Source organism: Acinetobacter sp. YH12128 (assembly GCF_013418655.1).
Classification (GTDB): Bacteria; Pseudomonadota; Gammaproteobacteria; order Pseudomonadales; family Moraxellaceae; genus Acinetobacter; species Acinetobacter amyesii.
Window position 1 is genome coordinate 1 of sequence record NZ_VPBO01000027.1, and the last position, 26,710, is coordinate 26,710.

Annotated in this window: 27 protein-coding genes, 1 other RNA gene and 1 pseudogene; 15 read left to right on the forward strand and 14 right to left on the reverse strand. The window is 40.2% G+C overall.

The features are described from left to right. Window positions 1-90: pseudogene (locus FTU64_RS13490) on the forward strand (IS5/IS1182 family transposase); the annotation flags it as partial. Window positions 91-278: 188 nt separating this feature from the next. Here FTU64_RS13490 and pepP read toward each other — a convergent pair. Both pepP and FTU64_RS13500 read right to left on the reverse strand, forming a co-directional pair. Then, window positions 279-1,601, reverse strand: a complete 1,323-nt coding sequence (gene pepP, locus FTU64_RS13495) for a Xaa-Pro aminopeptidase (RefSeq protein WP_180060026.1) — start codon at window positions 1,599-1,601, stop codon at window positions 279-281. Window positions 1,602-1,703: 102 nt separating this feature from the next. Further along, window positions 1,704-2,321, reverse strand: coding sequence for a UPF0149 family protein (locus FTU64_RS13500; protein ID WP_180008931.1), 618 nt, complete (start codon window positions 2,319-2,321; stop codon window positions 1,704-1,706). A gap of 64 nt (window positions 2,322-2,385) precedes the next feature. Between FTU64_RS13500 and FTU64_RS13505 the strand changes: the two genes are divergently transcribed. The 3 genes from FTU64_RS13505 to ssrS all read left to right on the forward strand — a co-directional run bounded on the left by FTU64_RS13505 (window position 2,386) and on the right by ssrS (window position 3,509). After that, a complete protein-coding gene (locus FTU64_RS13505; protein WP_180060028.1) occupies window positions 2,386-2,937 on the forward strand; it encodes a hypothetical protein in 552 nt (183 codons plus the stop codon). A 2-nt stretch (window positions 2,938-2,939) separates the two neighbouring features. Further along, on the forward strand, window positions 2,940-3,227 hold the full coding sequence (locus FTU64_RS13510) for a cell division protein ZapA (protein WP_168378082.1): 288 nt from the start codon (window positions 2,940-2,942) through the stop codon (window positions 3,225-3,227). A gap of 99 nt (window positions 3,228-3,326) precedes the next feature. Beyond that, window positions 3,327-3,509: non-coding RNA, 6S RNA (gene ssrS, locus FTU64_RS13515), on the forward strand. A 472-nt stretch (window positions 3,510-3,981) separates the two neighbouring features. Here ssrS and FTU64_RS13520 read toward each other — a convergent pair. The 6 genes from FTU64_RS13520 to FTU64_RS13545 all read right to left on the reverse strand — a co-directional run bounded on the left by FTU64_RS13520 (window position 3,982) and on the right by FTU64_RS13545 (window position 9,629). Continuing rightward, on the reverse strand, window positions 3,982-4,446 hold the full coding sequence (locus FTU64_RS13520; protein ID WP_168378083.1) for a hypothetical protein: 465 nt from the start codon (window positions 4,444-4,446) through the stop codon (window positions 3,982-3,984). A 90-nt stretch (window positions 4,447-4,536) separates the two neighbouring features. After that, on the reverse strand, window positions 4,537-5,733 hold the full coding sequence (locus FTU64_RS13525) for a YncE family protein (RefSeq protein WP_257222264.1): 1,197 nt from the start codon (window positions 5,731-5,733) through the stop codon (window positions 4,537-4,539). Window positions 5,734-5,995: 262 nt separating this feature from the next. Beyond that, on the reverse strand, window positions 5,996-7,531 hold the full coding sequence (locus FTU64_RS16430) for a type I secretion C-terminal target domain-containing protein (protein WP_180055785.1): 1,536 nt from the start codon (window positions 7,529-7,531) through the stop codon (window positions 5,996-5,998). Window positions 7,532-7,608: 77 nt separating this feature from the next. Then, window positions 7,609-7,911 (reverse strand): hypothetical protein, encoded by a 303-nt coding sequence (locus FTU64_RS13535; protein ID WP_180060030.1) that lies wholly within the window; start codon window positions 7,909-7,911, stop codon window positions 7,609-7,611. Window positions 7,912-7,947: 36 nt separating this feature from the next. Beyond that, complete coding sequence (locus FTU64_RS13540; protein ID WP_180055787.1) at window positions 7,948-9,006, reverse strand: cadherin-like domain-containing protein; 1,059 nt, start codon at window positions 9,004-9,006, stop codon at window positions 7,948-7,950. Between the two features lie 11 nt (window positions 9,007-9,017). After that, window positions 9,018-9,629, reverse strand: a complete 612-nt coding sequence (locus tag FTU64_RS13545) for a hypothetical protein (RefSeq protein WP_180055788.1) — start codon at window positions 9,627-9,629, stop codon at window positions 9,018-9,020. Between FTU64_RS13545 and FTU64_RS13550 the strand changes: the two genes are divergently transcribed. From FTU64_RS13550 to lon, 4 genes are all read left to right on the forward strand, one after another. Beyond that, entirely contained in the window at window positions 9,610-10,311 is a 702-nt protein-coding gene (locus tag FTU64_RS13550) for a cell envelope biogenesis protein OmpA (RefSeq protein WP_180060032.1), read from the forward strand. The two genes, FTU64_RS13545 and FTU64_RS13550, sit on opposite strands and share 20 nt — an antisense overlap. Further along, window positions 10,296-10,493, forward strand: a complete 198-nt coding sequence (locus FTU64_RS13555; RefSeq protein ID WP_180060033.1) for an OmpA family protein — start codon at window positions 10,296-10,298, stop codon at window positions 10,491-10,493. The genes FTU64_RS13550 and FTU64_RS13555 overlap by 16 nt, the downstream gene beginning before the upstream one ends. 136 nt (window positions 10,494-10,629) lie before the next feature. After that, window positions 10,630-11,217, forward strand: coding sequence for a 5-formyltetrahydrofolate cyclo-ligase (locus FTU64_RS13560; RefSeq protein ID WP_180060035.1), 588 nt, complete (start codon window positions 10,630-10,632; stop codon window positions 11,215-11,217). 147 nt (window positions 11,218-11,364) lie between these two features. After that, the gene (gene lon, locus FTU64_RS13565) at window positions 11,365-13,791 is read left to right on the forward strand and encodes an endopeptidase La (RefSeq protein WP_180055790.1); all 2,427 of its coding nucleotides are present in this window, start codon (window positions 11,365-11,367) and stop codon (window positions 13,789-13,791) included. 416 nt (window positions 13,792-14,207) lie between these two features. Here lon and FTU64_RS13570 read toward each other — a convergent pair whose 3' ends face one another. Then, window positions 14,208-15,170 carry a M20/M25/M40 family metallo-hydrolase gene (locus FTU64_RS13570; protein WP_373684069.1) on the reverse strand — a complete coding sequence of 321 codons (963 nt, stop codon included), beginning with the start codon at window positions 15,168-15,170 and terminating at the stop codon, window positions 14,208-14,210. A gap of 152 nt (window positions 15,171-15,322) precedes the next feature. Between FTU64_RS13570 and rlmH the strand changes: the two genes are divergently transcribed. From rlmH to FTU64_RS13590, 4 genes are all read left to right on the forward strand, one after another. Then, a complete protein-coding gene (gene rlmH, locus FTU64_RS13575; RefSeq protein WP_078189858.1) occupies window positions 15,323-15,805 on the forward strand; it encodes a 23S rRNA (pseudouridine(1915)-N(3))-methyltransferase RlmH in 483 nt (160 codons plus the stop codon). A gap of 137 nt (window positions 15,806-15,942) precedes the next feature. Then, complete coding sequence (locus FTU64_RS13580; protein ID WP_180060037.1) at window positions 15,943-16,719, forward strand: dioxygenase; 777 nt, start codon at window positions 15,943-15,945, stop codon at window positions 16,717-16,719. Between the two features lie 168 nt (window positions 16,720-16,887). After that, window positions 16,888-17,664 (forward strand): META and DUF4377 domain-containing protein, encoded by a 777-nt coding sequence (locus FTU64_RS13585; RefSeq protein ID WP_180060039.1) that lies wholly within the window; start codon window positions 16,888-16,890, stop codon window positions 17,662-17,664. 100 nt (window positions 17,665-17,764) lie between these two features. Next, window positions 17,765-17,944 carry a hypothetical protein gene (locus tag FTU64_RS13590; RefSeq protein WP_180060041.1) on the forward strand — a complete coding sequence of 60 codons (180 nt, stop codon included), beginning with the start codon at window positions 17,765-17,767 and terminating at the stop codon, window positions 17,942-17,944. Window positions 17,945-18,285: 341 nt separating this feature from the next. Here the strand turns inward: FTU64_RS13590 and gdhA are convergent, their stop codons facing one another. After that, the gene (gdhA, locus tag FTU64_RS13595) at window positions 18,286-19,632 is read right to left on the reverse strand and encodes an NADP-specific glutamate dehydrogenase (protein ID WP_227591817.1); all 1,347 of its coding nucleotides are present in this window, start codon (window positions 19,630-19,632) and stop codon (window positions 18,286-18,288) included. A gap of 330 nt (window positions 19,633-19,962) precedes the next feature. On the opposite strand from gdhA, the gene FTU64_RS13600 reads away from it, so the two are divergent. Then, a complete protein-coding gene (locus tag FTU64_RS13600; RefSeq protein ID WP_180003967.1) occupies window positions 19,963-20,757 on the forward strand; it encodes an RnfABCDGE type electron transport complex subunit B in 795 nt (264 codons plus the stop codon). 2 nt (window positions 20,758-20,759) lie between these two features. After that, complete coding sequence (nth, locus tag FTU64_RS13605) at window positions 20,760-21,449, forward strand: endonuclease III (RefSeq protein WP_180020700.1); 690 nt, start codon at window positions 20,760-20,762, stop codon at window positions 21,447-21,449. 56 nt (window positions 21,450-21,505) lie between these two features. On the opposite strand, the gene FTU64_RS13610 is transcribed toward nth, so the two are convergent. From FTU64_RS13610 to FTU64_RS13625, 4 genes are all read right to left on the reverse strand, one after another. Further along, window positions 21,506-21,703, reverse strand: a complete 198-nt coding sequence (locus FTU64_RS13610) for a hypothetical protein (RefSeq protein ID WP_078189865.1) — start codon at window positions 21,701-21,703, stop codon at window positions 21,506-21,508. Window positions 21,704-21,789: 86 nt separating this feature from the next. Continuing rightward, window positions 21,790-22,449: an adenylate kinase gene (gene adk, locus FTU64_RS13615; RefSeq protein ID WP_078189866.1), complete on the reverse strand. Its 660-nt coding sequence runs from the start codon at window positions 22,447-22,449 to the stop codon at window positions 21,790-21,792. A gap of 84 nt (window positions 22,450-22,533) precedes the next feature. Beyond that, window positions 22,534-23,850: a hypothetical protein gene (locus FTU64_RS13620; protein ID WP_218948322.1), complete on the reverse strand. Its 1,317-nt coding sequence runs from the start codon at window positions 23,848-23,850 to the stop codon at window positions 22,534-22,536. A gap of 64 nt (window positions 23,851-23,914) precedes the next feature. Further along, complete coding sequence (locus FTU64_RS13625; protein WP_180060043.1) at window positions 23,915-24,433, reverse strand: hypothetical protein; 519 nt, start codon at window positions 24,431-24,433, stop codon at window positions 23,915-23,917. A 234-nt stretch (window positions 24,434-24,667) separates the two neighbouring features. Here FTU64_RS13625 and mrdA point away from each other — a divergent pair, with 234 nt between their 5' ends. After that, complete coding sequence (mrdA, locus tag FTU64_RS13630) at window positions 24,668-26,710, forward strand: penicillin-binding protein 2 (RefSeq protein ID WP_180060045.1); 2,043 nt, start codon at window positions 24,668-24,670, stop codon at window positions 26,708-26,710.

The window sequence follows — 26,710 nt, forward strand, 5'->3', positions numbered from 1 at the left end:
AGAGGAATTGCCACAAGATACGATAAGCTAAAACGTAACTATCAAAGCGCTGTTGCTTTAGCTTGTATATTTATATGGTTGCCTCTTTAGCTCAATTTATCGGCTGTAAATGTCAACACACCCTAATTTAAAAAGACTTATATCTAATTTTTGTAAAAACTTAACATCATAAAATCAACTCCATTGTTAATTACCCTTGTCTATATGACTAGTATTTATAAGACTGCTTGTAGATAAAAAAAGCCGATCATCTGACCGGCTTATTCTCTTACAGTAAATTACTTCGCCATCAAGGCTTCAATGTCTTCCACCGACTTGACCACTGCAGCTGTTAAAACACGTGGACCTGCTTTAGTTACAGCCACATCATCTTCAATACGAATACCGATACCACGCCATTTCGCATCAACGCTTTCATCATCAGGCGCAATATAGAGCCCCGGTTCAACCGTTACAACCATGCCTTCTTCATAGGCACGCCATTCACCGTCTTGCTTGTATGAACCGACGTCATGCACATCCATACCAAGCCAATGACCCGTACCATGCATATAGAATTGGCGGTAACTTTCTTTTGCGATGATTTCGTCAATATCTCCTTGCATAATGCCAAGATCCAATAAACCTTGAACTAAAATACGTACAGCAACATTATGTGGTTCTTTATAAGAGTTGCCGATACGCACAGCATCAATCGCCGCAATTTGTGCATCAAGTACAAAATTATAAAGTGCTTTTTGTTCAGGGCTGAATTTACCGTTGACTGGGAAAGTACGGGTAATGTCTGATGCATACAGCTGATATTCACATGCTGCATCAATCAGTACCAAATCACCATCTTTGAGTTCTTTGTCATTTTCCACATAGTGCAAAATACAGCCATTTTCACCGCCGCCGACAATGCTATTATAGGAAGGCACACAGCCATTTTTACCAAAGACATAATTCAGTTCAGCCTCTAAAGCGTACTCCATCATGCCCGGTTTAACCGTTTGCATGGCACGAGTATGCGCTTCTGCTGAAATATCCGAAGCAATTTGCATCAATTCAAGTTCGTCTTCAGATTTGTGCAGACGCATTTCATCAATAATACGATCAAGCTGAATCACTTGTGCAGGCGCACTTGCACCCTTACGTGATTCACCGCTTGCAGCTGCAATCCACTGCGCCACACGAGCATCAAAATCTGCTTGCTGCCCAATACGGTAAAATAATTTATCTTTATTTTGTAATTTTTCTAAAATTTCTTCGTCTAATAAATCGATAGCAAAGGCTTCATCCGCGTCATAGTCATCAATCGCGCCATCAATACCCGCACGGTAACCATTCCAAATTTCCATTTCACGGTCACGTTCACGGCAGAACAAACTATAGCTATAACCTTCTTCTTCGCTATCAAAGGTTTCAATCACTGCAACCGCTTCAGGTTCAGCAAAACCTGTTAAATAAAAGAAACTACTATCAGCACGGAATTTATAGTCGGCATCACGGTTTCGCATGGCTTCTTTGCTCGTGGCAATAATTGCGATACTGCGTAAGCCCATTTCACCTGCAAGGATGTCACGACGTTCCTGAAAATCTGCTTGAGTTAATTTCTTCATTGATATGCTTCTTATACGCTTGGACTATGATTGATTTAATAGGATGATGAACTCCTTAGATAGAGCCCATCATCTATTAATTATTAATGCAAAAAGAATGCCTTAACTTGGACGGTGTGGGGTGAACATTTCAACCACATTGCCCGCTTGAGCCAATGAATTTTTAGCGCTCAGTTGTAGCAACGGTGTTTCTGAAACATCAACTTTGGTACGTCCCATCGACAGACTCACTGGGATTAAACGAACAAATTCGTATAATTCCTGATAGCTTTCTTCACCTTCTTCATCATCATCTGAATCTTCAAATTCTACTGAAGCGACATCTTGTAAATGCTCAATCAATTCTTGTTCATTGGTACGCAGATGTCCTGCCGCTAAACCAAAACCAAGAACCACACCTGCACACCAGTCTGCCAAGGCTTGCACACGTTCACCAAGTAAGTGATCATCATCTGGTAATAAAGGAAGATAGTCGAGTTCATCATCTGAAAGTGAATGAGCAACATCTTCTGCTTCTTCAGTTAACAATGCCAATGCATCTTCATCTAATTCAGCTACATCAAGTGTTGCTAAAATTTGTTGCCACTCTTCACGACTCGGTGGTTGTGACACACAAACTATACCAGTGAGTAAACCATGTAACTCACTTGGGCTTGAAATTTCTTCAATTTTAGAAAAATTGTGGGACCAATCTGACCAACCTGAAATATCGTCTTGCATTCGCTTATCCAATCTCTATACTTCGTATATATTACCTTTGTTTGCAAGACTGTGCGACTACGTTATGTTAGAAGAATTACAGCGTCTCCAAGCGCATATTAGCGTTTTAAAAACGCGACTGGCGCAATTTGAAAGCGAAAATGGTGCCTTACATGATGAGAAAAACTCATCAAATGAGCAGCATCATGCTCAAATTGTACATAAGAACGGCATTATCACCTCGAAACAAGAAGAAATTGAAACACTGAATGAGCAATTAACTGATTCACGTGCTCAACTTCAACAGCTCAATACTGATGCAACTGCTTTGGCTGACCGATACAGCCGCCTCGAAAAAAGCTGTACTGATCTAAAAAATCGTTTTCAGGAAATTTTGGCAGAGCGTAATGAGTTACGTATCGTCAAAGAAAAAATGCAAAATGAACAACGTCATGCTCAGCAAGAAATTCAAGGTTTAAAGCAAGAACGTGAACGTCTGCTACAAAAAAATGAACATGCCAAGGCCAAAGTTGAAGCGATTATTCAACGTTTAGCAATTTTAGGTACTGCTCAAGATCAACATGCACAAGAAATTCAACAATTGGCACATCCGGCTGAAAGTAATGAGGAAGTTTGATCATGAGTGAACAAATTGCAGTTGATTTAAAAGTTCTAGGTCATAGTTTCCGTTTAGCAACGACTTCTGACCAACAAGCAGATTTAGAACGTGCAGCGCAGCTGCTGAATGACAAATACGATGAATTTCGTCGTAAAGCGCCACGTATGGAACCAAGCAAGTTGATCATTATGGTCGCACTTGAGTTAATGCAAGAAGTCCTGTCGATGAATAAGAGTTTGCAAGAATATGCAAACTGCGAACTTTTGTTGCAAAATATTTTGGAACAAGTGGAAGAATTGACTGATTAATCGGTGGTTTAGTGATTATACTTTGCCCGATTGCTTCATTTTAAACACTTTGTCAGCGTTTGGTGATTTGCCAATAACGCTGAATTCGTTATACTGAGTACATCTCTGAGGTGTTCGCCAGCTAGGTCTAATCCCCTGCCGATACTTAAACTTATGGATGTGTTCTGTATATTCTGAGCGTATGCCCTCCTCGTGTGGGAAACCCAGCGAGTGTACGTCGCGTCCACCTTGAACTCATCGGGTTCAGGGTCACGACATTTGCAGCGGCATCTTCGGAGTGTTTATCTTCCAAGTCATTAAATGAATTTTCAGCATTCAACTCAATTCAAAAATATTCTAAAAAATTCACTATTCTATTTCTGCGCTATTCGACTCCTGTTCTTTTCTTAAAAACTGATGTTACGCACATAAAAGTAATTTCGCATTTTTAAAATAATTTTAAGCCTATTCGACGGAGTCTTACATCTAAGGATTAAATAAAGAGATTAGCCTTCGGCTGGAGATACTTTTGTTTCGGCAAAAGTACCCAAAACCATTGTCATCCGCAAAACTCGTTCACTACCGTCAAATTATTCAAAGCATCACAAAAACATTTTTGATTAGAAGTAGTCCTGTCTTAAACACTTGCGGATGACGTTACCGCGTATCGTTGTTTTATTTGAAGCAAATTGCGCTTTGATGTTACTGCGTAACATCAGTTAAAAATTTTTATTCAAGTTTGTTCACCTTCAAAAGCTGATTTAATCCGCCTTATTCAATTTTTGAGTTGTTCCAATTTAGCTTGCTGCCCATCTAAAAATCGATCCATTTCGGGAAGTATTTGGCGTAAATATTGAATAGATGAAATAGCTTCATCCACGTTCACGACGCCTTTTTCAACCAATCTGTATTGCTGCTCGAGTAAAGCGAGTACTTGATTTTGATTCGGCTGCTGCCCCTGACTCATCTGTGTGTTTATTTGCTGAAATTGTTGAAATACCTGTTCACGTTGCTGTAATAACTGGGTGTGCGTTTCATTATCTTGTCTTTCTTGTTTGGGTTTGGAACTTGAATGCTGTAAAACATTTTCCGTGGTTTGATCTGAATGTGTTTCGGACACTTTTTGTTGATCTAAAGGTAGCTGTTCATGAACCTCCTGCTGCCGTGGTTTTAAAAACTGAATCATCAACCATAAAATTAAACTAAACGTCAAACCTAAAACAATCCATTTTTTATTCATGATGCAGTCTCTAGACACCTTCTGATATTTAAAAAATTCAGAGCCGATTTGACTCTGAATTTACCTTTTTATTTAATTTTATCTAAATTATTAGTTGCCCCATCCTGCTGGCGCATAACCCAAACGAACACGCTGTGGGTGATTGCCAACTGGAACTGTGATGACTTTTTCACCTGTTGCAAAATCAATCACGGTTACTGCATCTGTCGCACTTTCAGAAATTACACAGCGTTTACCATCTGGGCTTTGCGTTGCCCAATACGGTTTGCCTGCAGCAATCAATTTGGCTGCAGTCAAAGTTTTACGATCGACGATAGTGGCATAATCATCCATGGTTCCTGCGACACATAGTTTTTCACCATCTCCACTGATGGAAAGCCCATGATGGCGTGAGTCATTCACCCATTTCGTGCGATCTGAGGGAATCGTTGTACTTCCCGGAAGCTGTGCAATGCGCGTGACTTTGTCTTGATTGAGATCATATTCGACCAGACCATTAAAAAATGAGACCTGCGCATAGATTTTGGATTCATCTTTACTAAATACAATCGGTCGAACTGAGTTTGATAAGTCTTTGCGTCCTACGGCATCTAAAGCAGGTCTAAAATCTATTTTTTTGAGGACTTTATAGTTTTGAGCATCTGCTATCGTGATGTAGCGTTTGCCTTTGGTAAAGTCTTGCCAAGAAGCATCCATGGCTGTTTCGACATTACCAATGGCTGAATTTAGGATTTTAGTACCGTTGGCAAAATAGATATTTTCATGTGGTTTATCGCCCGTCGCAAAACGTCCCAGTTCTTTGCCTGTGTTGATATCGAATATATGTACGACATTACCTGAAGATGCTGAAACAGCAACTTGTTGTCCATCGGGTGAAACCGCCATATGGTCTGCTCGAAATCCTTCAACGGGTGTGCGCCAATTGATTTTCCCCGTTGCTATGTTAATCGAGACTACATCTGCAAAACTTGGGCGTGATGCAACTACCGATTTGCCATCTGGTGTGGAATACATGTCATCGACCAATTGATCATTTCCCTCTCCTGCCGTATTACGAATATAGCTATAAGCGATTAATTTTACTGGGTTGAGGTAAATTTCAGTGAGGCGTTGTTTTTTGTCGGGCACCATATTGATGACACCAACTTTCTGATAGTTTTTTGCAGGATTGATCACTGTAACCGTACCATCCCAATTATTGCCGACAAAAAAGACTTGCTGGCTATTGGGTGGAACGGGTGCAGTGGTTGTCGCTGCGAAAATAAGTGGCGACACCGTAACTGTCATACAAAGAAGTGTCCTGATCCAGAGATTTTTTTCCATTTTTATTGTCCATTCATTTGTTTTTATGCATACCTTTTGACCAAAGCCATCAGATAAGTGTCGCTTTTTTAGCGCAAAGAAAGCTTATTAAATATACAAGTGTAGATATAGCGTATTTGTTTTAATTCCGATGAGTTGTTGATTAAAACCAAGTCTTCAATCTGCATTCACTTTTTTGGAAGCAAAAAAAAGCACCCGAAGGTGCTTTTTTTAGTTCATCAAATGATTAGTAAATAATTTGATTATTGTTGATTAGGTCATCTAGTTCGACTTTGCTCGTTTGATTGAGTAAGACCACGAGATCTTGTGATTCGTATTTCAGACCTGATGTGCCATCACGGTCAATTGAAATCACAGCTGAATCAGTTTCTTCGTCATATTCTACTGTTACAAACTCTGCGAGATTCGCTTCAGTTGCATCGTCAGAAAGTAATGAAGAGATATCGATTTGGTCAGCAATAGAAAAATCATTTACTGTTGTTAATGTATTACCGCCCAAATTGTCATCTGCAAGAAGGTCAAAAACAATATCATCACCAATAAGTAAACTTTCACTTTCTAATGAGAACATCGCAAACGATGCTGTCGCAGTCACTGTTTCCTGAATAGGAAGCACATTGTTACTGTTTCCTAACTCTGTTTCGAGCTGGGTTGTAAGTACATTTACATCTTGAATTGAGGTTTCAGGGACTGTAACTTTCACTACAAAATCTTCAACTTGACTACTTGAAGTGCCTTGATAAGCATAATACCCATCTGAATCTTTGCTTACTGATATATCATTTACCGAAACTTTGGCATCAACTAAAGCATCAAGAGCAGCAGATTTAAATTTCACACCATTTACATTCACATTTTCCTCTGCATCATTTAAAACTTCTGCATGTAAAGTAAATTGTAAAACTTTCTTTGGAGCGTCTGCTTCCGGAGCTACTACACCAAGTTGATCCTGTCCATTTTGATTTTTCTCACCTGTCTTAGCAATTTGAGTTCCATCCGTAAATAGTACACCTTCCAACATATTAATTTGGAAACCACTTACATTTTGGACACCCGTAATACTTAAGTTAAAACCATCAATATAGTTGGTTGTATCAGAGTTGTTTAAAATCATTGAATTGACAGGATATTTTTCACCTGAATACGCTTCATCAAATACAATCCAATCACTCGGAGTACCTTTTTGACCTCCAAAGTCTTTAGGGAAACTATTTGAGAAATTAAGCCCAAGCTCATTCTGAGTCAGAACTTTGTTAATTTTCTCCCAATTGATAATAATAATTTCAGAAACGTTAATTTCACTTTTCAAATTAGTAAAGATTCTTAGCGCATCGTTAATTTTATTGAAATCATTACCATACTGTGGATCATTGATAATAGCTTGCATCTGTGCAGCAATATCTACAATTTTCGCACCCGCAACAAGATCATTAGAAACATAATTACCTTGTGCATCTTTATAAATCGTGCCTAGGTTTGGAACGTTAATCACTGAACTTGACGCACCACCACCAGTTCCACCTGATGTTGAAGTTGATACCGAAATTTCACTTGTTAATGTTGCTTTTAACTCAATGAGTTCAGCATTGCCAGTTACAGGAGTTGTAACCTTACCATCAGTAACTTGAAGACTTATCGAAGGTAGTGCAGCACCTGAATTTAACTGATCCGCACCTTTCTGAGTTAAGGTTACAGATTGATCAGCCACTGATAATTGATAGAAACCGTCGGCACTAACTGTCGAGCCATTAGCAAATGTCACAGTCAGACTATCATTATCTGCATCCGATGCAGCATAAGCAGCAATTTTTTGACCGGCAACAGCTGCACCAACTGTGACTACTTCTGGTTCAATATTTCAATTTCAGGTGCAGCGTTTGTTACAGAAGCAGGATACAAAATTACACCGAACTCTAATTCTGAACTTGCAGTTGAACCATTCGATTTTTCAGTTGCAACAGATTCAAGCTTCACATTCAACTGTAAAGAATTACCTGTAACAACCAAACTTGGTGGTGCAATCGCCACTAAGCTTGAACCTTCGATAATCATGCCATCAGCGACAAAACTTAAATTACCATTTGTATCTGCAGTTCCGAGTAATACTCGAGTTCCATTTATAGTAACAGCGTAAATTTGCATTCCTTCAACCAAGCCTGAGAAATTCAGTGTTAAGTTTTAAGAACCATCTTGGTCATTCAATTTCGTATTAAGTAATCCTAGAGAGATATCCTCTCCAACTTCACCACTTAGGTTGAAATATGATCTATGGAAACCATTTTGATCTTTATCGCTACTACTTCCTTGAATCAAATCAGATACTTGCCATTCCACAGAAGAATTAGTCTGTTGATAAAAATTATTCAGATCTGATACAGCAGCATCAAGACTAGGATAATAACTTATCTTATCACCATGTGACTGATCGATTAATTGGAAATCATAGTTACCCTGACCTGCTTGGTTATGCATGTAGAAATCAAAGGTATAGAACCCTGACTCTTTAGCGGTAAAGCTAAGGTCTACCGATTGGCTCAAGCCTCCCCAACTCACAAATACAGGATCTTGGTTTCCAATAATCAACATACCACTATCATCTGCTTTACCTTTATAGCTATAAGTATGCCCAGCTTCCAAATACACATAACCTGTAATTGCAACGCCTTCATAGGTTGCTACACTTGAATCAACCAAACTTGTAGTTTCACTCGTGCTTGCAGGTGGAAGAGTTGTATTTTTCGAACTGGTTAAGTATTCAAAAACCGTTCTCAAGGTATCTGCTGGCATGCCATTACCATTACCTTGCAATAAATTATAAGATTTTCCATCAACAGTAACAGTTTTAAGATTATTCCAAGTTTGAATATTTAAATTAACTGCCGTTGGGCTCCAATCTAATAAATCTAATGTTAAAGAAGGCTTATCTGCCACTGCATCAACAACAATTTCCAATTCACCTGAAGTCACATGTTTACCATCAGAAACATTAAATTCTAGGCCTGCATATACTCCGCCGTCAGTTGCTGAAGCTTCGTTAGCATCTGGCGCAAATACAACTTTTCCGGCATTAATATCAGCATAAGATAGTGTTTGACCCACGATGATTGGTGTTTTATTCCCAGCAGCATCTACGATTGTCAATACACCGTCTTTTGGCAGATTTGTTACCGTAATAACAAGCTGATCATTTGCTGTATTTGCATCTGAAATACCAAAATGCGCCCATGTTAATGTCACACTTTGATCTTCTATCGTACCACTTGGGTTGTCTCAACTTCAGGAGCGATATTGTCCACTGGGACAGTTTTATCTACTTCCTCACCTGGACTACCTGATTTATCTTCATAACTATCTGTAGGGACAGTTACCGTAACGTTACCATCAACACCCGGAGGTACTTCACCAGTCACCACATATGAGCCATCTGGTTGTTCCACTGGCGGCGTAAATGGTACTTCGATTGGACCATTTGGACCTTCAGCAATGATTTTATCTTCTGTAATTGTCGATGGATCAACATCATCAGGATAAGTCACAGTGATGTTACCATCTGGTGTAATCGTCACTTCTGCTACAGGCGGAACCATATTGATGTTTTCGTTGCCTGTACCTGGTAGACCCAGGTTACCCGAAGTGTCTTCATATGAACCTTCTGGTACATTAACCGTAACTTTGCCTTCAACGTCCTCTGGCACTTTACCCGTTACCGTGATTGAACCGTCTGGTTGAGTCTCAGGTGTACCAAACTCAACCACGATGTCTTTGCCATTTGGATCTTTAACCGTAATTTGGTCAGGCGTAATTGTGGATGGATCGGTGTCATCAGGGTAAGTCTGTACGATGTCACCATTCGGTGTCACAGTCACTTCAACTTGTGGACGCTCAGTTGTCGCATGTTCAACTTTTCCTGGCGTAAATAAGTATGCAAAACCAGATAATTTGTTGTTTCAAAACAATACTATTGATGCATACAAAATACATGTGCAACGTGATGAAAAATTATGCGCAGATGATCAAGCTAAAGACCAAAAATGTGCAACTAAACTCTATATAGATGACTTTAAAGCGGGAGATTTTTATATTAATAATTCTGCTGATTTTTATTTAAAAGAAGGCGAATACCAATTTAAGGTGAAAAATTGTACAACTCATTGTAAAAATTATTCAGTTAGCTATTGTGTAAACGAAAAGTCACTTTTGAATAACTTATTACTTACAGTTGATAATAATGGCAAACCTATTATATTAAATAATGATGGCACTACGATTAATAATTGCCCGATTAGAGAAAATGCTCTAAATAATGTGATAAAACCAATTGAACCTAGTTTAGATAATATAAATTTAGCTGCCGATTCTTTATTTAAATTTAATGGTGGCAAACTAAATGATTTACTTCCTGCAGGTAAATCAAGCTTGAATGAACTAGCAACTAAACTTAATAACCAATATGCACGTATTGATATGATTAAGCTTACCGGACATACCGACCGTTTAGGCAGTGAAAATATAATCAGCAACTTGCATTGCAACGTGCACTAACTGTCAAAAATTACTTAATGAACCAAGGGATTGCTGCTGACAAATTAAGTTTCGCTTCAGCAGGTGAAACTCAGCCTGTAACCAATGGTTGTTTTGATGTGCAAGATCGAAATGCCTTAAAAGCTTGCTTACAAGCAGACCGCCGTGTTGATGTGCAAATTCTTGGTATAAAAAAACCTTAAATAAGTATGCGTTCCTTAAGCTAACTAGTGTTTAAGGAACGCTTTATATAAAAAAGATAAAACCTATTTTTTCGGACTTTTAAGCTTGAACGCGTTAAAATGCCTTTGAGAATTTTGTGCTACTTTGAAATGAACCATGACTTTGAGCACCACCAGCCTTCGTAAACAACTCCGTAAGCAGCGTCGTAGCCTAAACCTATGGGAGCAACGACAAGCTGAACAACAAGTCCTACAGCGCTTAATCAGACATAGTTATTTTAAGCGCAGTCAGCATATAGGCGTTTATTTACATGCATTTGGTGAAATTCACACTCAAAAGCTTATCCACTACTGTTTTTCGCATCAAAAACACGTGTATTTACCCATGATTTGCAACATGGATCAGCAACTGGTTTGGGTTGAAATCTCACGTCATCAATACATTAGTAAACGTTTTTCTCATCACCCACTCGGTATGAAAGAACCCATGGCAAGTCGTGGGAAGCATGTTTCTCATCTTGACCTTTTAATTATGCCCTTGCTCGCTTGCGACAAGTACGGCACACGTATTGGTATGGGGGGTGGCTTCTACGATAAAACATTAGCAACAGCCCACTCTACCCCCTACCGTTTAGGACTTGGCCATGATTTTCAACTCATTCAAGATCCCTTGGTCCGAGAGGCATGGGATCAACCGCTAGATGGCTTTATTAGCCCATCTCAAACTTTAAGCTTCAAACGTTAATTTGATATTCTTGACACTGAGTTACACTTATAAATCACATATTTAGTCATTTTTTATACATTTTAATTGGCATGACCCTTGTAATTTAAAAAATACACATCACTATAAAAAACATGGCAACACCGTTGTCACTCATTAGGAGTGCCCATGTCTGAGATTATTATGAATGAAGAAAGCTTGGAAACTACAATTCCGAGCGTATTACCGCTCTTAGCGCTACGAGATGTGGTTGTATATCCTCACATGCAAATTGCACTGTTTGTGGGTCGTGAAAAGTCGATCAATGCAGTCAATGTCGCACGTGACAGTGACAATCTTGTATTCGTAGTTGCACAAAAAGATTCGCTTACAGAAGAAATTGATCACGACAATTTATATCAATACGGTACTGTCGCGAAGATTGTGCAAGTTGTGAATCATGAGAATGATGAAAACTGTATAAAAGTACTGATTGAAGGCTTATATCGTGCCAAGTTAGAAAAAATTATCGATGCCGATGATTACCTGACTGCCGAGCATTCATTAAGCCCAATGACGGTTTCTGTTGACTCAGAAACTCAGAATAACCGTGTCGAAGAATTACGTACCTTATTTGCTCAATATGCAGAAGCAAAACTGCGTAATGCACGTGAATTGATTGCAGCAGCCAATAAAATTGATGATTTACTGCAATTATTATTCTTCGTAGCAACACGCGTGCCTTTGAATATTGATGTCAAACAAAAATTCTTAGAGCATGATGAATTTGAAGCACATTTAGCTGAACTCATGACCTACTTATTACAACAGTCAGAAGAACAGCAAATTGAGCAAACCTTACATGATTCTGTAAAACGCCAAATGGAAAAGAATCAGCGTGAATACTTCTTAAATGAAAAAATGAAGGTCATTCAACGCGAACTTTCTGACATGAATGGCGGTGCTGAAGATGACGTTGCAGAAATTGAAAAACGTCTAGCTGAAGCCGATTTACCTGAACATGTACGTAAAAAAGCTGAAAATGAGTTCCGCAAGCTAAAAGCGATGCAACCTGCTTCAAGCGAAGCTGCTGTCGTGCGTAACTACCTAGAAGTTATTTTAGATACGCCTTGGAACAAAGCCAGCAAAGTCAGCATTAACCTTGCGAAAGCTCAAGATATTCTTGATGCCGATCACTATGGTTTAGACGACGTGAAAGACCGCATCGTGGAATACCTTGCTGTTCAATCACGTGTGAAAAAACTTCGTGGTCCAATCCTGTGCTTAGTTGGTCCTCCAGGTGTTGGTAAAACTTCACTCGGTGAATCTGTTGCCAAAGCGACTGGTCGTGAATTTGTCCGTATGGCGCTTGGCGGCGTGCGTGACGAAGCTGAAATTCGTGGTCACCGTCGTACATATATCGGTGCGATGCCCGGTAAAATTGTGCAGTCTTTGACAAAAGTTGGCGTAAAGAACCCACTGTTCTTACTCGATGAAATCGACAAGATGGCGCAAGACTACCGTGGTGACCCTGCTTCAGCATTGCTTGAAGTCCTCGATCCATCACAAAACAGTAAGTTCAATGATCACTATTTAGATCTTGATCTAGACCTTTCTGAAGTGATGTTCATCTGCACTGCAAACAGCATGAATATTCCAGAAGCTTTGCTTGACCGTATGGAAGTGATTCGTCTACCGGGTTATACCGAAGATGAAAAAGTGAATATTGCTGAACGTTACCTTGTTCCAAAAGCCATCAAGAACAACGGTCTACGTGCGAAAGAATTAACCGTTCACGAAGAAGCCATCCGCGATATCGTACAACGTTATACACGTGAAGCCGGTGTCCGTAGCTTAGAACGTGAAGTGTCTAAAATTGCACGTAAAGTGGTAAAAGAAGCAGTGAGCAAGAAAGCGAAAAATCTTCAAATTGAAGTGAATTCGAAAAATCTTCCTGACTACTTAGGTCCACACAAATTCGACTTCGGTATGGCCGAAGAAGAAGCTGAAGTGGGTCGTGTAAACGGCTTGGCGTGGACATCTGTTGGTGGTGAACTACTAACAATTGAAGTTGCAGCAGTGAAAGGTAAAGGCAAGTTCATTACCACCGGTTCTCTTGGCGATGTCATGAAAGAATCGATCACAACAGCGATGACCGTTGTACGTACCCGTGCAGATGAACTGGGTATTGAAGCGATTCGCTTTGAAGAAACAGATGTGCATGTGCATTTACCAGAAGGTGCAACACCGAAAGATGGTCCATCTGCTGGTTTAGCCCTAACTACCGCTCTTGTTTCAGCTTTTACAGGCATTGCAATTCGTCCAGATATCGCAATGACTGGTGAAACCAGTCTGGGTGGCCGTGCAATGCGCATTGGTGGTTTAAAAGAGAAACTTCTCGCTGCTCACCGTGGTGGCATTAAGCTTGTCTTTATCCCACAAGATAACGTTCGTGACTTGACTGAGATTCCAGACAATGTCAAAGAAGGTCTAGAAATTAAACCAGTGAAATCGATTGATGAGATTTTACCTCTAGCCTTAGTTGATATGCCTAAACCTCTTGCAAAGACACCGATTGTCAAAGCAACTGAAGGTGGAAAAGCTGCTCGTCACTAAGCGCTAGCAACTCGCAATAAAAGAAAAAAGCCCTGTTTCGACAGGGCTTTTTTTCATTCATGCTTTCAACTAAATATTCGAAAAATTTCATTCAAATCCTTCGCTATGACAAGACTCAAGACAACAGCTACAACTTTTGATTGGATTACTATTTCAAATTCGACATCAAGATTAAGAATAGTCAATAAGAAAGTCTTACAAAATTTGAATGCTATTACTTGAAATATCGCCCTCTATCCCACATATATAGTAGAGAGATATACGCGCTGTATGTTTCTTTATTGGTTCCAATCACGTCTAAAAGCGTGATGATCATTGGAACAGGATGGTCATCTACATCTCCAGGTAGATGACCTTTTATCGCAGTCCACAGGCTTTCGGGGCTGCGTTTTTTATGTCATGTGTTTAAAGACATGCTATTTCAAATTTAAGATGGTTTTCACCAAACCATCGATCACTTGAGCCATTTTGTCTAAGTTTAATTTATCCAAGGTATCTTGCTCGGTGTGATAGTGCTTATTACGATAAAATGCCGTATCAGTGATCATCATCGCTGGCATATCAAATTGCCAATAATTCATATGGTCTGAAAAATCCACACCCTGAATAAATGAAGGTGAAATCAAGCGCTCACATTGTAGTTGCTTCAAAGACTCCATCGCCGCACAATACGATGAAGTTAAGTCACGAGACTGAATATTCCCCACCGATGCAATAAAATTTGTATGCGATGGATAAATCCATTTCAGTCCAACTGGATATTCTTGGGTGACTTTGGGATCAAAATAACCAATCATTTCCAGAATATATACACCTGAAATTTTATCCTTTTCCTTTGCTACCGATTTTGCATGGATAAAACTGCCCATCGACTCTGTTCTAAAATACGGCGGCTCTTCAAGGGTATAAAATACAAATTCAATATTTTGTTTTAATCGCGCTTTTTCAGCCGAAAGAATCCGAGCAGCTTCGAGTACACCTGCAACGCCAGAAGCATTGTCATCAGCGCCATGCTGCTCCTCAAATACATCGTAGTGCGCGCCAATGATCACTCGGTTGCTATGCCCTGCATTTAAGGGACAGACCACATTACGGTATGGTTGGCTGTTTACGGTATAGGTTTGAAAACGACAATTCACACCAAATAAACGCATCTGCTCACGAATCCAAGCAGACACCCGGTTTAACTCTTGAATATTCTTATAGTTACGATATTCAGCTTCATTACCAATAATTTGCTCTAAATAGACTTTTAAATTATCCGGTTCAGCCGTTCTAATATTGTTGGCATACGCCGCAAATGAACACCATCCAAAAATTGAAAGCATTGCTGCTTGCTTGAGCAAAAATAATTTACCGTCCTGCCATGTTTTTTTCATTGTTATTATTCCAATTTTCATCTTTGATCTAATCTGTTTATGCTGCGTATTTAAACAGCAAGCAGAACACGATTTCAATTGCAAATTGTGTCTGAACATACAAAGCTCAAGCGAACCGTTATAATGCTCTTTTGTATACTTTCAGGCGCTGTATGAAAATTCGTATTCTGACAATCGGTCAAAAAATGCCAGCATGGGTTCTGACGGGTTTTGAAGATTATTTCAAACGTATTCAGCCATTTGTTCAAACGCAAATCATTGAATTACCTATGGCTAAACGTGGCAAGAACGACTCTGAAGCCGATATTTTAAAATACCGTCAAATTGAAGGTGACAGCATTTTAAATGCCATGAAATCGAATGAAGTGCTGATCGCCTTAGAAGTCGGTGGTCGTGAGTTTAGTACCGAAAAACTAGCTGAAACCATGAAAGGCTGGATGCTTGAAGGCAATGATGTGGTTTTAGCCATTGGTGGGCCAGATGGACATTCTGAGGCGGTACGTAAAGCAGCAGCATGGCATTGGTCTTTGTCTAAACTAACTTTGCCACACCCAATGGTTCGTGTCATGCTCATCGAACAGCTATACCGTGCAATGAGTATTAATCATAATCACCCTTACCATCGTGCGGGTTAATCCGAACTAACATCCAGCGTATACAGCAGTTACAGCGTTGCAACAATGAAACAAACCGTTGAAATTATCCGAATTGTTACGCTGAATAATATAGTGCATGATCATCATATTCCTTTAAACAACCAACGGCGACCGCGATGAATTTACATACACTTCCAGGTTTATTTATTTCCCATGGCTCACCTATGCTTGCCATCAATCCTGAGCAAGTCGGTCCTGCGTTGGAACGTTTAAGCCTGAATCTTCCAAAACCGGAAGCCATTATTATCATGTCCGCACATTGGGAAAGTAACGCACTAGAAGTAAGTACCAGTGCCCGTCCTGAAACTTGGCATGACTTCCGTGGTTTCCCTGCGGAACTTTATGATATTCGTTATCCAGCGCCGGGTAACCCAGAGCTCGCAGAAGAAATTCTCCATTTGCTTGCCAATGCAGGGTTATTGGCACATGCCAACAGCACCCGTCCACGCGATCATGGCGTTTGGATGCCGTTATTGCATATGTATCCTGATGCTGACATTCCTGTGATTGAAATATCACTTCCGATGACCATGTCTGCACAAGAGATCTATAAAATTGGACAAACGCTTGCACCTTTACGTGACAAGCAAATCTTGTTGATTGGATCGGGCAGCATTACTCATAACTTACGTGAATTGGCTTGGGATGGACGTGCAGCAGCCGTGCCTGAATGGGCGTCTACATTCCGTAATTTTGTGGTCAATAAGCTCACTCATCAAGATTTTGATGCAGTTCTCGATTGGCAAAATATCCCATTTGTGCAACGCAACCATCCGACCATTGAACATTTTGCACCCATCTTCTTTGCGATGGGTGCAGGCCCCCGCTTCTCTATTGTTCACAGTAGCTTTAGTATGGGTTCGCTGGGTATGGATATTTATCGTTTTGATTAAACGTGAAATAAACTTGATAGCTTGACTTATTCATAATTTATATTAATAAGTTAACAAATTATTATTTATGGATACATTTTGCTACTTATTTGAGCTGAATGTATTCATATTTTTTTAAAATGAATGGGTTATGCTACAGGCTGAAATTCACTTAGAACAGTTAGCGTAATGAAATTAAAATATTTAGCGATCGCCCTCTTCCCTTTAGCCCTTGCAGCATGTCAATCAAGCGATATCCAAAAAGCTGGAGATTTAGCCGTGAGCGTATTACAACAACAAAATGCTGATAAAACTTTAGCTTCATATCAATGGAGCACCACCACTGAAAATGCACCAAAACCTTTAGTTTTAAATTTTCTAGAAAATGGCACTTTGGGTATTTCAACCAGCTGTAATAGCATGTCAACCCAATGGAAAGTGGAACACAATACACTTGTAACAGGCAACATTGCATCTACCATGATGGCGTGTCCTGATAATGCGATGAAACAAGAAGGACTTGCATCTTCACTCTTGAGTGACCGTAAAGCACCTTTTGTTTTAAATACCACAGATCCACAAAATCCAACGTTAACCATTATCTCTGCAACAGGTGAAAAACTGGTTTTCACTGGAAAATTAACACCTGAAACCCAGTACAACTCGCAAGGCGAAACCATTTTCCTTGAAGTCAGCCCTGAAACGAAACAATGTACAGGCGTTGCTCCACAAACTTGTTTGCAAGTACGTGAAGTGAAGTACGATGAAAAAGGCCTAAAAACACAAGTTGATAAAGACTGGACCTTATTTTACGATCAAATTGAAGGCTTTAAGCACACTCCTGCAGAACGCCAAATTATTCGCGTAAAACGTTTTGAACGTAAAAACCCTGCTGCTGACCAATCAAAATATGCCTATATTTTTGATATGTCAGTCGAACGTGAAGCCGTAAAAGGTACGTTGTAAGTTACAGCCGATAAAAAACCGAGGTCATCGCCTCGGTTTTTTTATATCTTCACAACTGCAAACGCTAATCAGCCGTGCAAAGTTTTCAAATCACGATGTAATGTTCAGCCAATGCTTTAGCGATGTAAATTTAAAGCTACTACAAAAGCAAAATGCCCTGCCTGAATTCATCCTGAAGAATCGCAATCAACAGACCTATATTTTTAAAGGCATACAGCGAATTACTGATTTACATGATTTTGAAGCAGAACAATTAACTCAAAAGAATCGGGTCTCGTAAAGAATAACGCTCCCCCCAAACCACACTCAAATTAACGATGGCAGTATGACATTCTTAGTGGCCGTAATTACATTGGCCACAATTATGATGTAGAAAAGCATACTTTGCGTTTTATAGGAGATGTAGGGAGTACACTGAAGTTCAGCACACAGTTACATCGGTCAGGGCTTCATTTTTAAACGTTTGCTCGACCAACCCTTAAATTTTCACTTCAGTGTTATGGATAGCGAAATCCAACTTACCCTGATGAGCACTAATTAACAATCCAATATATTCCAAACCATTAAGCCATAAAAAAACCGAGGCTTGAGCCTCGGTTTTCAGTTCAACTTACGGAGAACTTAGTAAACGCCTTGAGCAAGCATTGCGTCAGCAACTTTTACGAAGCCTGCAATGTTCGCACCGTTTACATAGTTCACAGTACCATCTTCTTCAGTACCGTATTTCACGCAGTTGCGGTGAATTTCTTTCATGATCGCGTGTAGACGCTCGTCAACTTCTTCGAAAGTCCAACCCAAACGAATTGCGTTTTGAGACATTTCAAGACCAGAAGTTGCAACACCACCCGCATTAGATGCTTTACCTGGTGCATAAAGAATTTTCGCTTCAACGAATTTCTCAACTGCAGCCAAAGTAGATGGCATGTTTGCGCCTTCAGCAACACAGATTACGCCATTAGCAAGAAGAGCTTCAGCATCAGCTTCATCTAATTCATTTTGAGTTGCACATGGCAGCGCGATATCACATTTGATTGACCAAGGGCGTTGACCTTCTAAATATTCAAAACCGTGCTTAGATGCAAATTCAGAAATACGGCCACGCTTAACGTTTTTCAATTCCATTACTTCAGCAAGAAGTTCAGTTGTGAAACCGTCTTTCACGTATACAGTACCAGCTGAGTCAGAAAGTGAAACCACTTTCGCACCTAAGTACATTGCTTTTTCAGCAGCGTATTGTGCAACGTTACCAGAACCCGAAATCGTTACAACTTTATCTTTAAAGCTATCGCCACGAGTTTTTAGCATTTCCTCAGCGAAATACACAGTACCGTAACCAGTTGCTTCAGGACGCGCAAGTGAACCACCGAAAGTTAAACCTTTACCAGTGAACACACATGCTGTGTCATTGCTTAATTTTTTCATCATACCAGCCATGTAGCCAACTTCACGGCCACCTACACCGATGTCACCCGCAGGGATGTCAGTGTTAGAACCAAGATGACGGTATAATTCGATCATTAATGCTTGGCAGAAACGCATGATTTCGCCTTCAGATTTACCTTTAGGGTCAAAATCTGAACCACCTTTACCACCACCCATAGGAAGTGTAGTTAAAGCATTTTTGAAAGTTTGTTCAAAACCTAAGAATTTAAGAATTGAAAGGTTCACTGATGGGTGGAAACGCATACCACCTTTGAATGGACCAATTGCTGAGTTGTATTGAACACGGAAAGCACGGTTAACTTGAGTTTGACCTTTGTCATCTACCCATGAAACACGGAACTGAATTGCACGCTCAGGCTCAACAAGACGTTCTAGCAAACCGTAGTCAGCATATTGTGGGTTCTTTTCGATGAATGGCCAAAGGCTCGTCATCACTTCTTCAACAGCTTGAAGAAATTCAGGTTGATGTTCATCACGTGTTTTAACGTAGTCTAGGAAGTCGTTAAGGCTGTTATATTTCAACACTTAATCCTCAGCAGATGTATGGATCAAAATTGATCACAATTTTGATCAAAGATATATTTTGGCGCAAAATATTAAATATCTTTTGTAACTAATCAGCAATAGTTTTTTTAAAAAATCTTTAAATTCTTTAAAGAACAGCGATTTAAATTGATTAATCAGATATTTTAGTTATAAATATTATTACTTTTAGGAATATTTTAATGAATTATTTTGCTCATTTATGATGCATCTATAGACCCATTTTTGCGCACAGCAATTCATACTGAAACATGCTAGAATTCAACGTCCTCTTTGGTTTTTCACTGCCTTCATTTGTACTCGCGACTACCCATGACTTCTGAAATTTCCCTCATCCAACAAATTGATGCCCTATTGCCACAAACTCAATGTGGACTTTGTGGACACCGAGACGGCTGCTTACCCTATGCCAAAGCCATCAGTGAAGGAGAAGAAGCCAATAAATGTATACCCGGTGGTCAACCTGTGGCAGATTCACTAGCAGCGTTATTAAATCGTCCACACTTAACAGCAGAAGCCAGTGTTTGGCCCATCCAAAGTGATGGGCGCCCGCAACGGGTCAAAGCCGTGATTCGTGAGGATGAATGCATTGGTTGTACCAAATGTATCAGTGCCTGCCCTGTTGATGCCATTATTGGCTCAGGCAAATTGATGCATACGGTCTTGACGGATTTATGTACGGGCTGCGAACTCTGCATCCCACCGTGTCCAGTGGATTGTATCGACCTTGTCGAAGAGCTTGATCAAGTGCCATCTGAACCTGTTCGAATCGCAGAACAGAATGATTTACGTCGCCGCTACTATGCACATATTCAGCGTGAGGAAAAGCGCCGAATTCATCGTAAAGGCCCTATTGTACGCGCAGAAATTGATACGGAACTTTTTGCCCAATTTTCGACCCAGACAGACTCAGTACCGGTCATTGAAGTCGTGGAAAAACCTGCTACGCCAGTCGTTCAACTCGATGCAAAAACCACCATTGAACTTGCAAAAATTCGTACACAAATTAAGAAATTAGAAAAACAACTGAGTGTTCGAGACGATGCAAAAAAACGTGAGTTACTCCATACGCTCACGCAACAATTAACACAACTGCAAGGGGCTTAATCATGGCTGTTAAAAACATGACTAAGAAGCAAATTCAAACTTTTTTTGAACGCTTACGTGAGCAACGCCCCAACCCGAAAACTGAACTCAATTATAGTAGTCCATTTGAACTTTTAGTGGCTGTTACCCTATCTGCTCAGGCCACAGATGTCAGTGTCAACAAAGCCACAGATAAACTTTTTCCAGTAGCAAATACTCCTGAAGCTATTTATGCGTTAGGTGTTGACGGACTGAAGGAATATATCAAGACCATTGGCCTGTATAACTCAAAAGCGGAAAATGTCATTAAAGCCTGCAAGATTCTCATTGAGAAGCACAACAGCATCGTTCCGAATAATCGTGCAGATTTGGAAGCCTTACCCGGTGTCGGTCGTAAAACTGCAAATGTGGTGCTGAATACTGCTTTTGGTCAACCGACCATGGCCGTTGATACACATATTTTTCGTTTAGGTAATCGTACAGGATTGGCTGTCGGCAAAAATGTTCTGGAAGTCGAACACCGACTCGTCAAAGTGATTCCTAAAGAATTTATCGTCGATTCACATCATTGGCTGATTTTACATGGACGCTATTGTTGTATTGCCCGCAAACCCAAATGCGATGAATGTATCGTGTCTGATGTATGTAATTGGAATGATAAGTATGAGTTTGGTGCATTAAGACCGATTAAAACCACCCAAATTGAAGATTAATCTCTTCAATTTCGGGCTAGATGGAATTTGTAAGAATCAATTGATCAAATTGATGATTAATTTTTATCTTGTTCTTTCTGTTTTTTATCAAACTCTTGCTGCAGTTTTGGATGTAAGCGATATTGCTTAGGGTTCAGTTTAGCTTGCTCTGCTTCTTCCACTTGCACCTTACGCAACATTTTAAAGCTGACAAATAATAAGCCCAATAACACCGCCACAGCGATGATGACCATTATAACCAAAGCAAATTTCATAACAGATTCGCCCTAAAAGCCACATAAAAAAAGAGCCCCACTATGCAGTAGGACTCTTTGATTGTCAAAAATTCAAAAAAGCTGAATTATTTAGACTGATCTAAAATCGCGAACAAATCAGTTTGAACTTGATCGATTGGACGAAGACCATTTAATTTGTCATAAGTCGGTGCGTTTTCGCCAGAAGCTGCACGACCTTGGTAGAAACCAACCAATTGCTCAGTTTCAGCGTGGTAAGAACCTAAACGCTTACGAATTGTTGCTTCTTGGTCATCCGGACGTTGAACAAGGTCTTCACCAGTTTCGTCATCTTTACCTTCCACTTTTGGTGGGTTGTAAACGGTATGATATACACGACCAGATGCTGGGTGTTGACGACGACCAGATAAACGTTGAACGATTTCTTCGTCAGGTACATCGATTTCAATTACGTGATCGATGCTGATACCTTCGTTTTCAAGCGCTTCAGCTTGTGGAATCGTACGCGGGAAACCGTCGAAAATGCAGCCGTTAACACAGTCAGGTTGAGCAATGCGTTCTTTTACAAGACCAATAATAAGCTCATCAGATACAAGGCCGCCATTATCCATGACGCTTTTAGCTTGTAGACCTAATTCAGTACCTTCACGAATCGCAGCACGGAGCATATCACCGGTTGAAATTTGTGGGATATCGTAGCGCTTACAGATCAACTGAGCTTGTGTCCCTTTACCTGCTCCAGGTGGTCCGAGTAATATAATGCGCATAAAAAAACATCCTCATTTTAAACATTGTATATGACGCTATGTAGTGATCTGAACCCAAGATTCAGATCATCTTCCAGCATCTAATTATAAGAAAGCCACAAACAAATGTATTGTACCCGCGATAAAACCGGTTACACCACCCAAGACAATTAAAATCCATTCGTCTTCCTGAAATGCAGGACGTAATAGATTTTGAAATTCTTTCGGTGTTAGCTCACGAATACGGTCTCTAAACATTTGAAAGATTTTCTGTGCACGGCTCGCATTAAACGCAGGGTCGCATACAGGCACCATCGTAATTTCAATTGAGCGATCGATCAAGTCTGTCTTGAGTTTTGCGTACTCTTTTGGACCTAAAGACAACTGTAATGAGGTACGAACCAGTGGAGATTCCATAATTTCATTAATATGACGTTTCACAATGCGACGGGTCTTATCTTTCTTCCCGCCATACATCATTTCGGTCATGATGGATTTTAACGTAATTAGGTCTTCTGTGACTACACTTGCGAATACATCCGAAACTTCTTCTTGGCGTTTCATAAACGCCCCTTGAACATTGTACGTTCCAATACGTGGAATCACAGGTTTAATCCAAGGGAATTTACGATCTTTAGTTAATTCAAATAATTGCAAATACTTTACGGGGTGCGGCTCAATTGGATTAAATACCATCCAGATGGCAATCCAGTTGGTCAAAAATCCCCAGATTGCTGCCCAAAATGGAACCGTCCAATGCCAAGGCACCACAAACCAAACGATCATTTGGAAGATACCAAAGAACATCCCAATCAAGGCACTGATATGCCAAATAAAGTTGATTTCTTTCTGGCCAACTTTAAGGAACATCCGCACCATCAAGAGACGATCCGCTTCCATTTGACTCACCACCATTTCTCGCATGTCAACAAGTGACTCTACGTTCATGGTCAGTTCGGTCACGAGTTCTTTTAAGGTATTTGGCAGCTGTTTATGTGCTTGGGCATAAATACGGCGTTTAATCGAATACGGTAAGTTTTCCCAAAGCACCGCATTTCGGTCTAGCATGACTTCATCAATCAAATGCTCAAGTTCAAAGCCAACTTGTTCACCAATGATGCGCGCCATATCCTCAGGATCCATTGCATCCAAAAACTCGCGTAAGGAACCCAATTTAGACAATGTGTTATCCGTAATAATGCCAGAAATACGTCCAGCTTTTCTTGGCACAATCCCCTGCCATCCCACGGGTAATGGACCTAAATGGAATCCCCAGAAATTAATTGGGTAAAATACCATTTTCAGTGCCATCCAAACGTGTGCCCAGGTAACGAATGCGGTAACGGGGATAATACTCAGCACAGCCCAAAAATCGGGACGTTGCAAAAAGGTTTGCCACAATTCGTTAACGTACTCAAGCATGCATAACTTCCATATTTAATTTTATTCAGTGAGTGCGGTTATAAAATAAAGTTGATTATTTTCACTACAAACCAAAACTTAAAGTATATGAGATTTGTAGTCTCGGTTCGGTTTCCACAATCACATTACCTGATTTGTCTTCTAATTTTTCACCCGCACCCATGCCTACACTAAACGTACTAATACGCTCGGCACTCAACATCACATAAGCAAGATCGATACCACCACCTAAACGCGCTTCATCTTCACCATCTACTTTCTTGGAGTCGATGTGGCCCGCATAAGCTCCGATATAATAACCATTTTTATCTTTGCCAGTGAAATGAACTGGGTAACGAAAGCCGACTTGCCCGCCAGGTGTTTTATCATCGTTCAAGAAAACACCAGCTTTTGCATAAGCAATGCCATATGGGTTTACCCACTCACCATTCACGTGAATAATTTTTTGAGTAAAACCTGCTCCAACATTCCATGGTTGATAACCCTCACCTGTTAATTTTGCCTCAGGTAAAAATGAATTGTCATTGGCATGTGCGATGCTTCCAAGCATCATAAATGCAAGCAATGGATATAATTTATTCATTGTTTTCACAAACTTCCTTAGTATTATTTTTTGGAATATTCCTTTTTTATACGTTTCGACTTTAGCAGAATAATATGAACTGTTATACACAAAGCCCCATATTTTTCATGTCTGCAAAGTCAAAATATAGACTGCAATCACAGCAGAGTCGTTTTTATTTATCAAAAAAATGTCAGTTGCGCTAGAATATGCCTCTTCCGTTATTTTAGCTCTCAGTCTTTAAGTCGAACGCGTATGAAGCAGCATTATCCTTTAAAAAATGTCCAGCAAGAAAAGCGGATTTATCGTAATCGCGTGGTGATTTCGATAGGGATTGTCTCCTTCTTTATGCTGTTGCTTGTGGCACGTTATGCATATTTGCAAATCAAGAGTTATGAGACCTTTTCAACTGCTGCAGATCAAAACCGAATTCGACTGCAACCACTTGCACCTTCTCGTGGTTATATCTATGACCGTAATGGCGTGTTATTAGCCGATAATTATCCGGTTTTCTCAGCAACCATGAGCCGTGCGGATGTTGAAGATATCGATGATACTGTTGAGCGCCTAACACCTTTATTAGAGCTTACATCTGAAGATATCGAACGCTTTAAAAGTCGAATTAAAACCTCTAAAAAGACTGAACGTGTTTCGATTAAACTGAATTTAAATGAAAATGATATCGCCCGTTTTAGTGAGGTGAAATATCAATTTCCGGGTGTCAATATAGAGACCCAAATGACTCGCTACTATCCACATGGCGAACTGTTTGCCCATGTGATTGGCTACGTAGGTCGTATTAATGACAAAGAACTAAAAACGATTGATAAAGATTTATACGCTGGCTCAAACCTAATCGGTAAAATTGGCGTTGAAAAATCATACGAAGAACTTTTACACGGTATGCCGGGAAATGAGTCGGTTGAAGCCGATGCCTTTGGTAATGTGTTACGTCATCTAGGTCGTAAAGATCCGATTCGTGGTAATGACTTATATTTATCCCTAGATTATGGACTGCAAATGGTCGCTTCAGAGCAGCTTGCAGATCGACGTGGTGCAATTGTGGCGATTGACCCACGTACTGGAGAAATTCTTGCTCTTGTGTCCAGTCCTAGTTTTAACCCCAATTTATTTGTTACTGGCATTAGCAGTAAAGATTATTCTGAACTGCGTGATAGCCTCGATCAACCTTTATATAACCGTGCTGTACAAGGGGCTTATCCTCCAGGTTCAACGATCAAACCGATGTTTGGTCTGGGTGGTATTCATTATGGTCTAGTGGACTGGAGTACTGCCATTTCAGATCCGGGCTATTTCACGCTTCCGGGTGACAGCCATCGTTTCCGTGACCACAAAAAAACTGGTCATGGCTCAGTTAATTTACACAAAGCTCAAGTCGTTTCCTGCGATACCTATTTCTATGTCTTGTCCTATCGTATGGGCATTGAAAAAATGAATACGTGGATGCGTCAGTTTGGCTTCGGTGAAAAAACCGGTGTAGATTTACCAAGTGAAAGTACGGGGCTATATCCAAATCCTGAATGGAAGCTCCGCACACGGAAGTCCAACTGGCTCAAAGGTGAAACTATTTCTGTCAGTATTGGTCAGGGTGCATTTACTGCAACACCATTACAACTGGCGATGGCGACTGCCATTACCGCCAATCAAGGCTCACATGTTACACCTCACGTTTTGCGTGAAAGTAAAGGCGCTAAGGTTCATAAAGTCCATAACGCCCCGAATGGTCGCATTCAATTTAATGGTAAGCCAGATGATTGGATTAAAATGCGTGATGCCATGATTGATGTGGTACAAACAGGGACAGGTCGTGGTATTCGCACCCCAATGTATCAAATCGCAGGTAAAACAGGAACTGCACAGGTTAAAAGTATTGCCCAAGGTAAACGTTATAACGAGTCCTTATTGACAGAGCGTCAACTTGACCATGGTTTATTTGTTGGTTTTGCCCCTGCGGAAAAACCTGAAATTGCGATTGCAGTCGTTTGGGAAAATGGTCGTCACGGTGGTTCTGCTGCTCAAATTGCGAAACCGATGTTTGACTACTGGTTATTAACACGTAAAAAGAATCCAATTCGTCCTGCAGGCCATCAAATTAGCGGTGGTCTCATGACTGCGGGTCTAAAACCGAGTGAGTTACCAAGCGGCTCTAATATTTTATCAGCCGATCCAAATGCGAGCCCAACAGCTCAGCAGAACAACAGTGCCACTCAACAACCGAATAGTGTAAATACAACACCTCGTGCTGCCAGTGCAGCACATGCAACCGATGAGGAATAA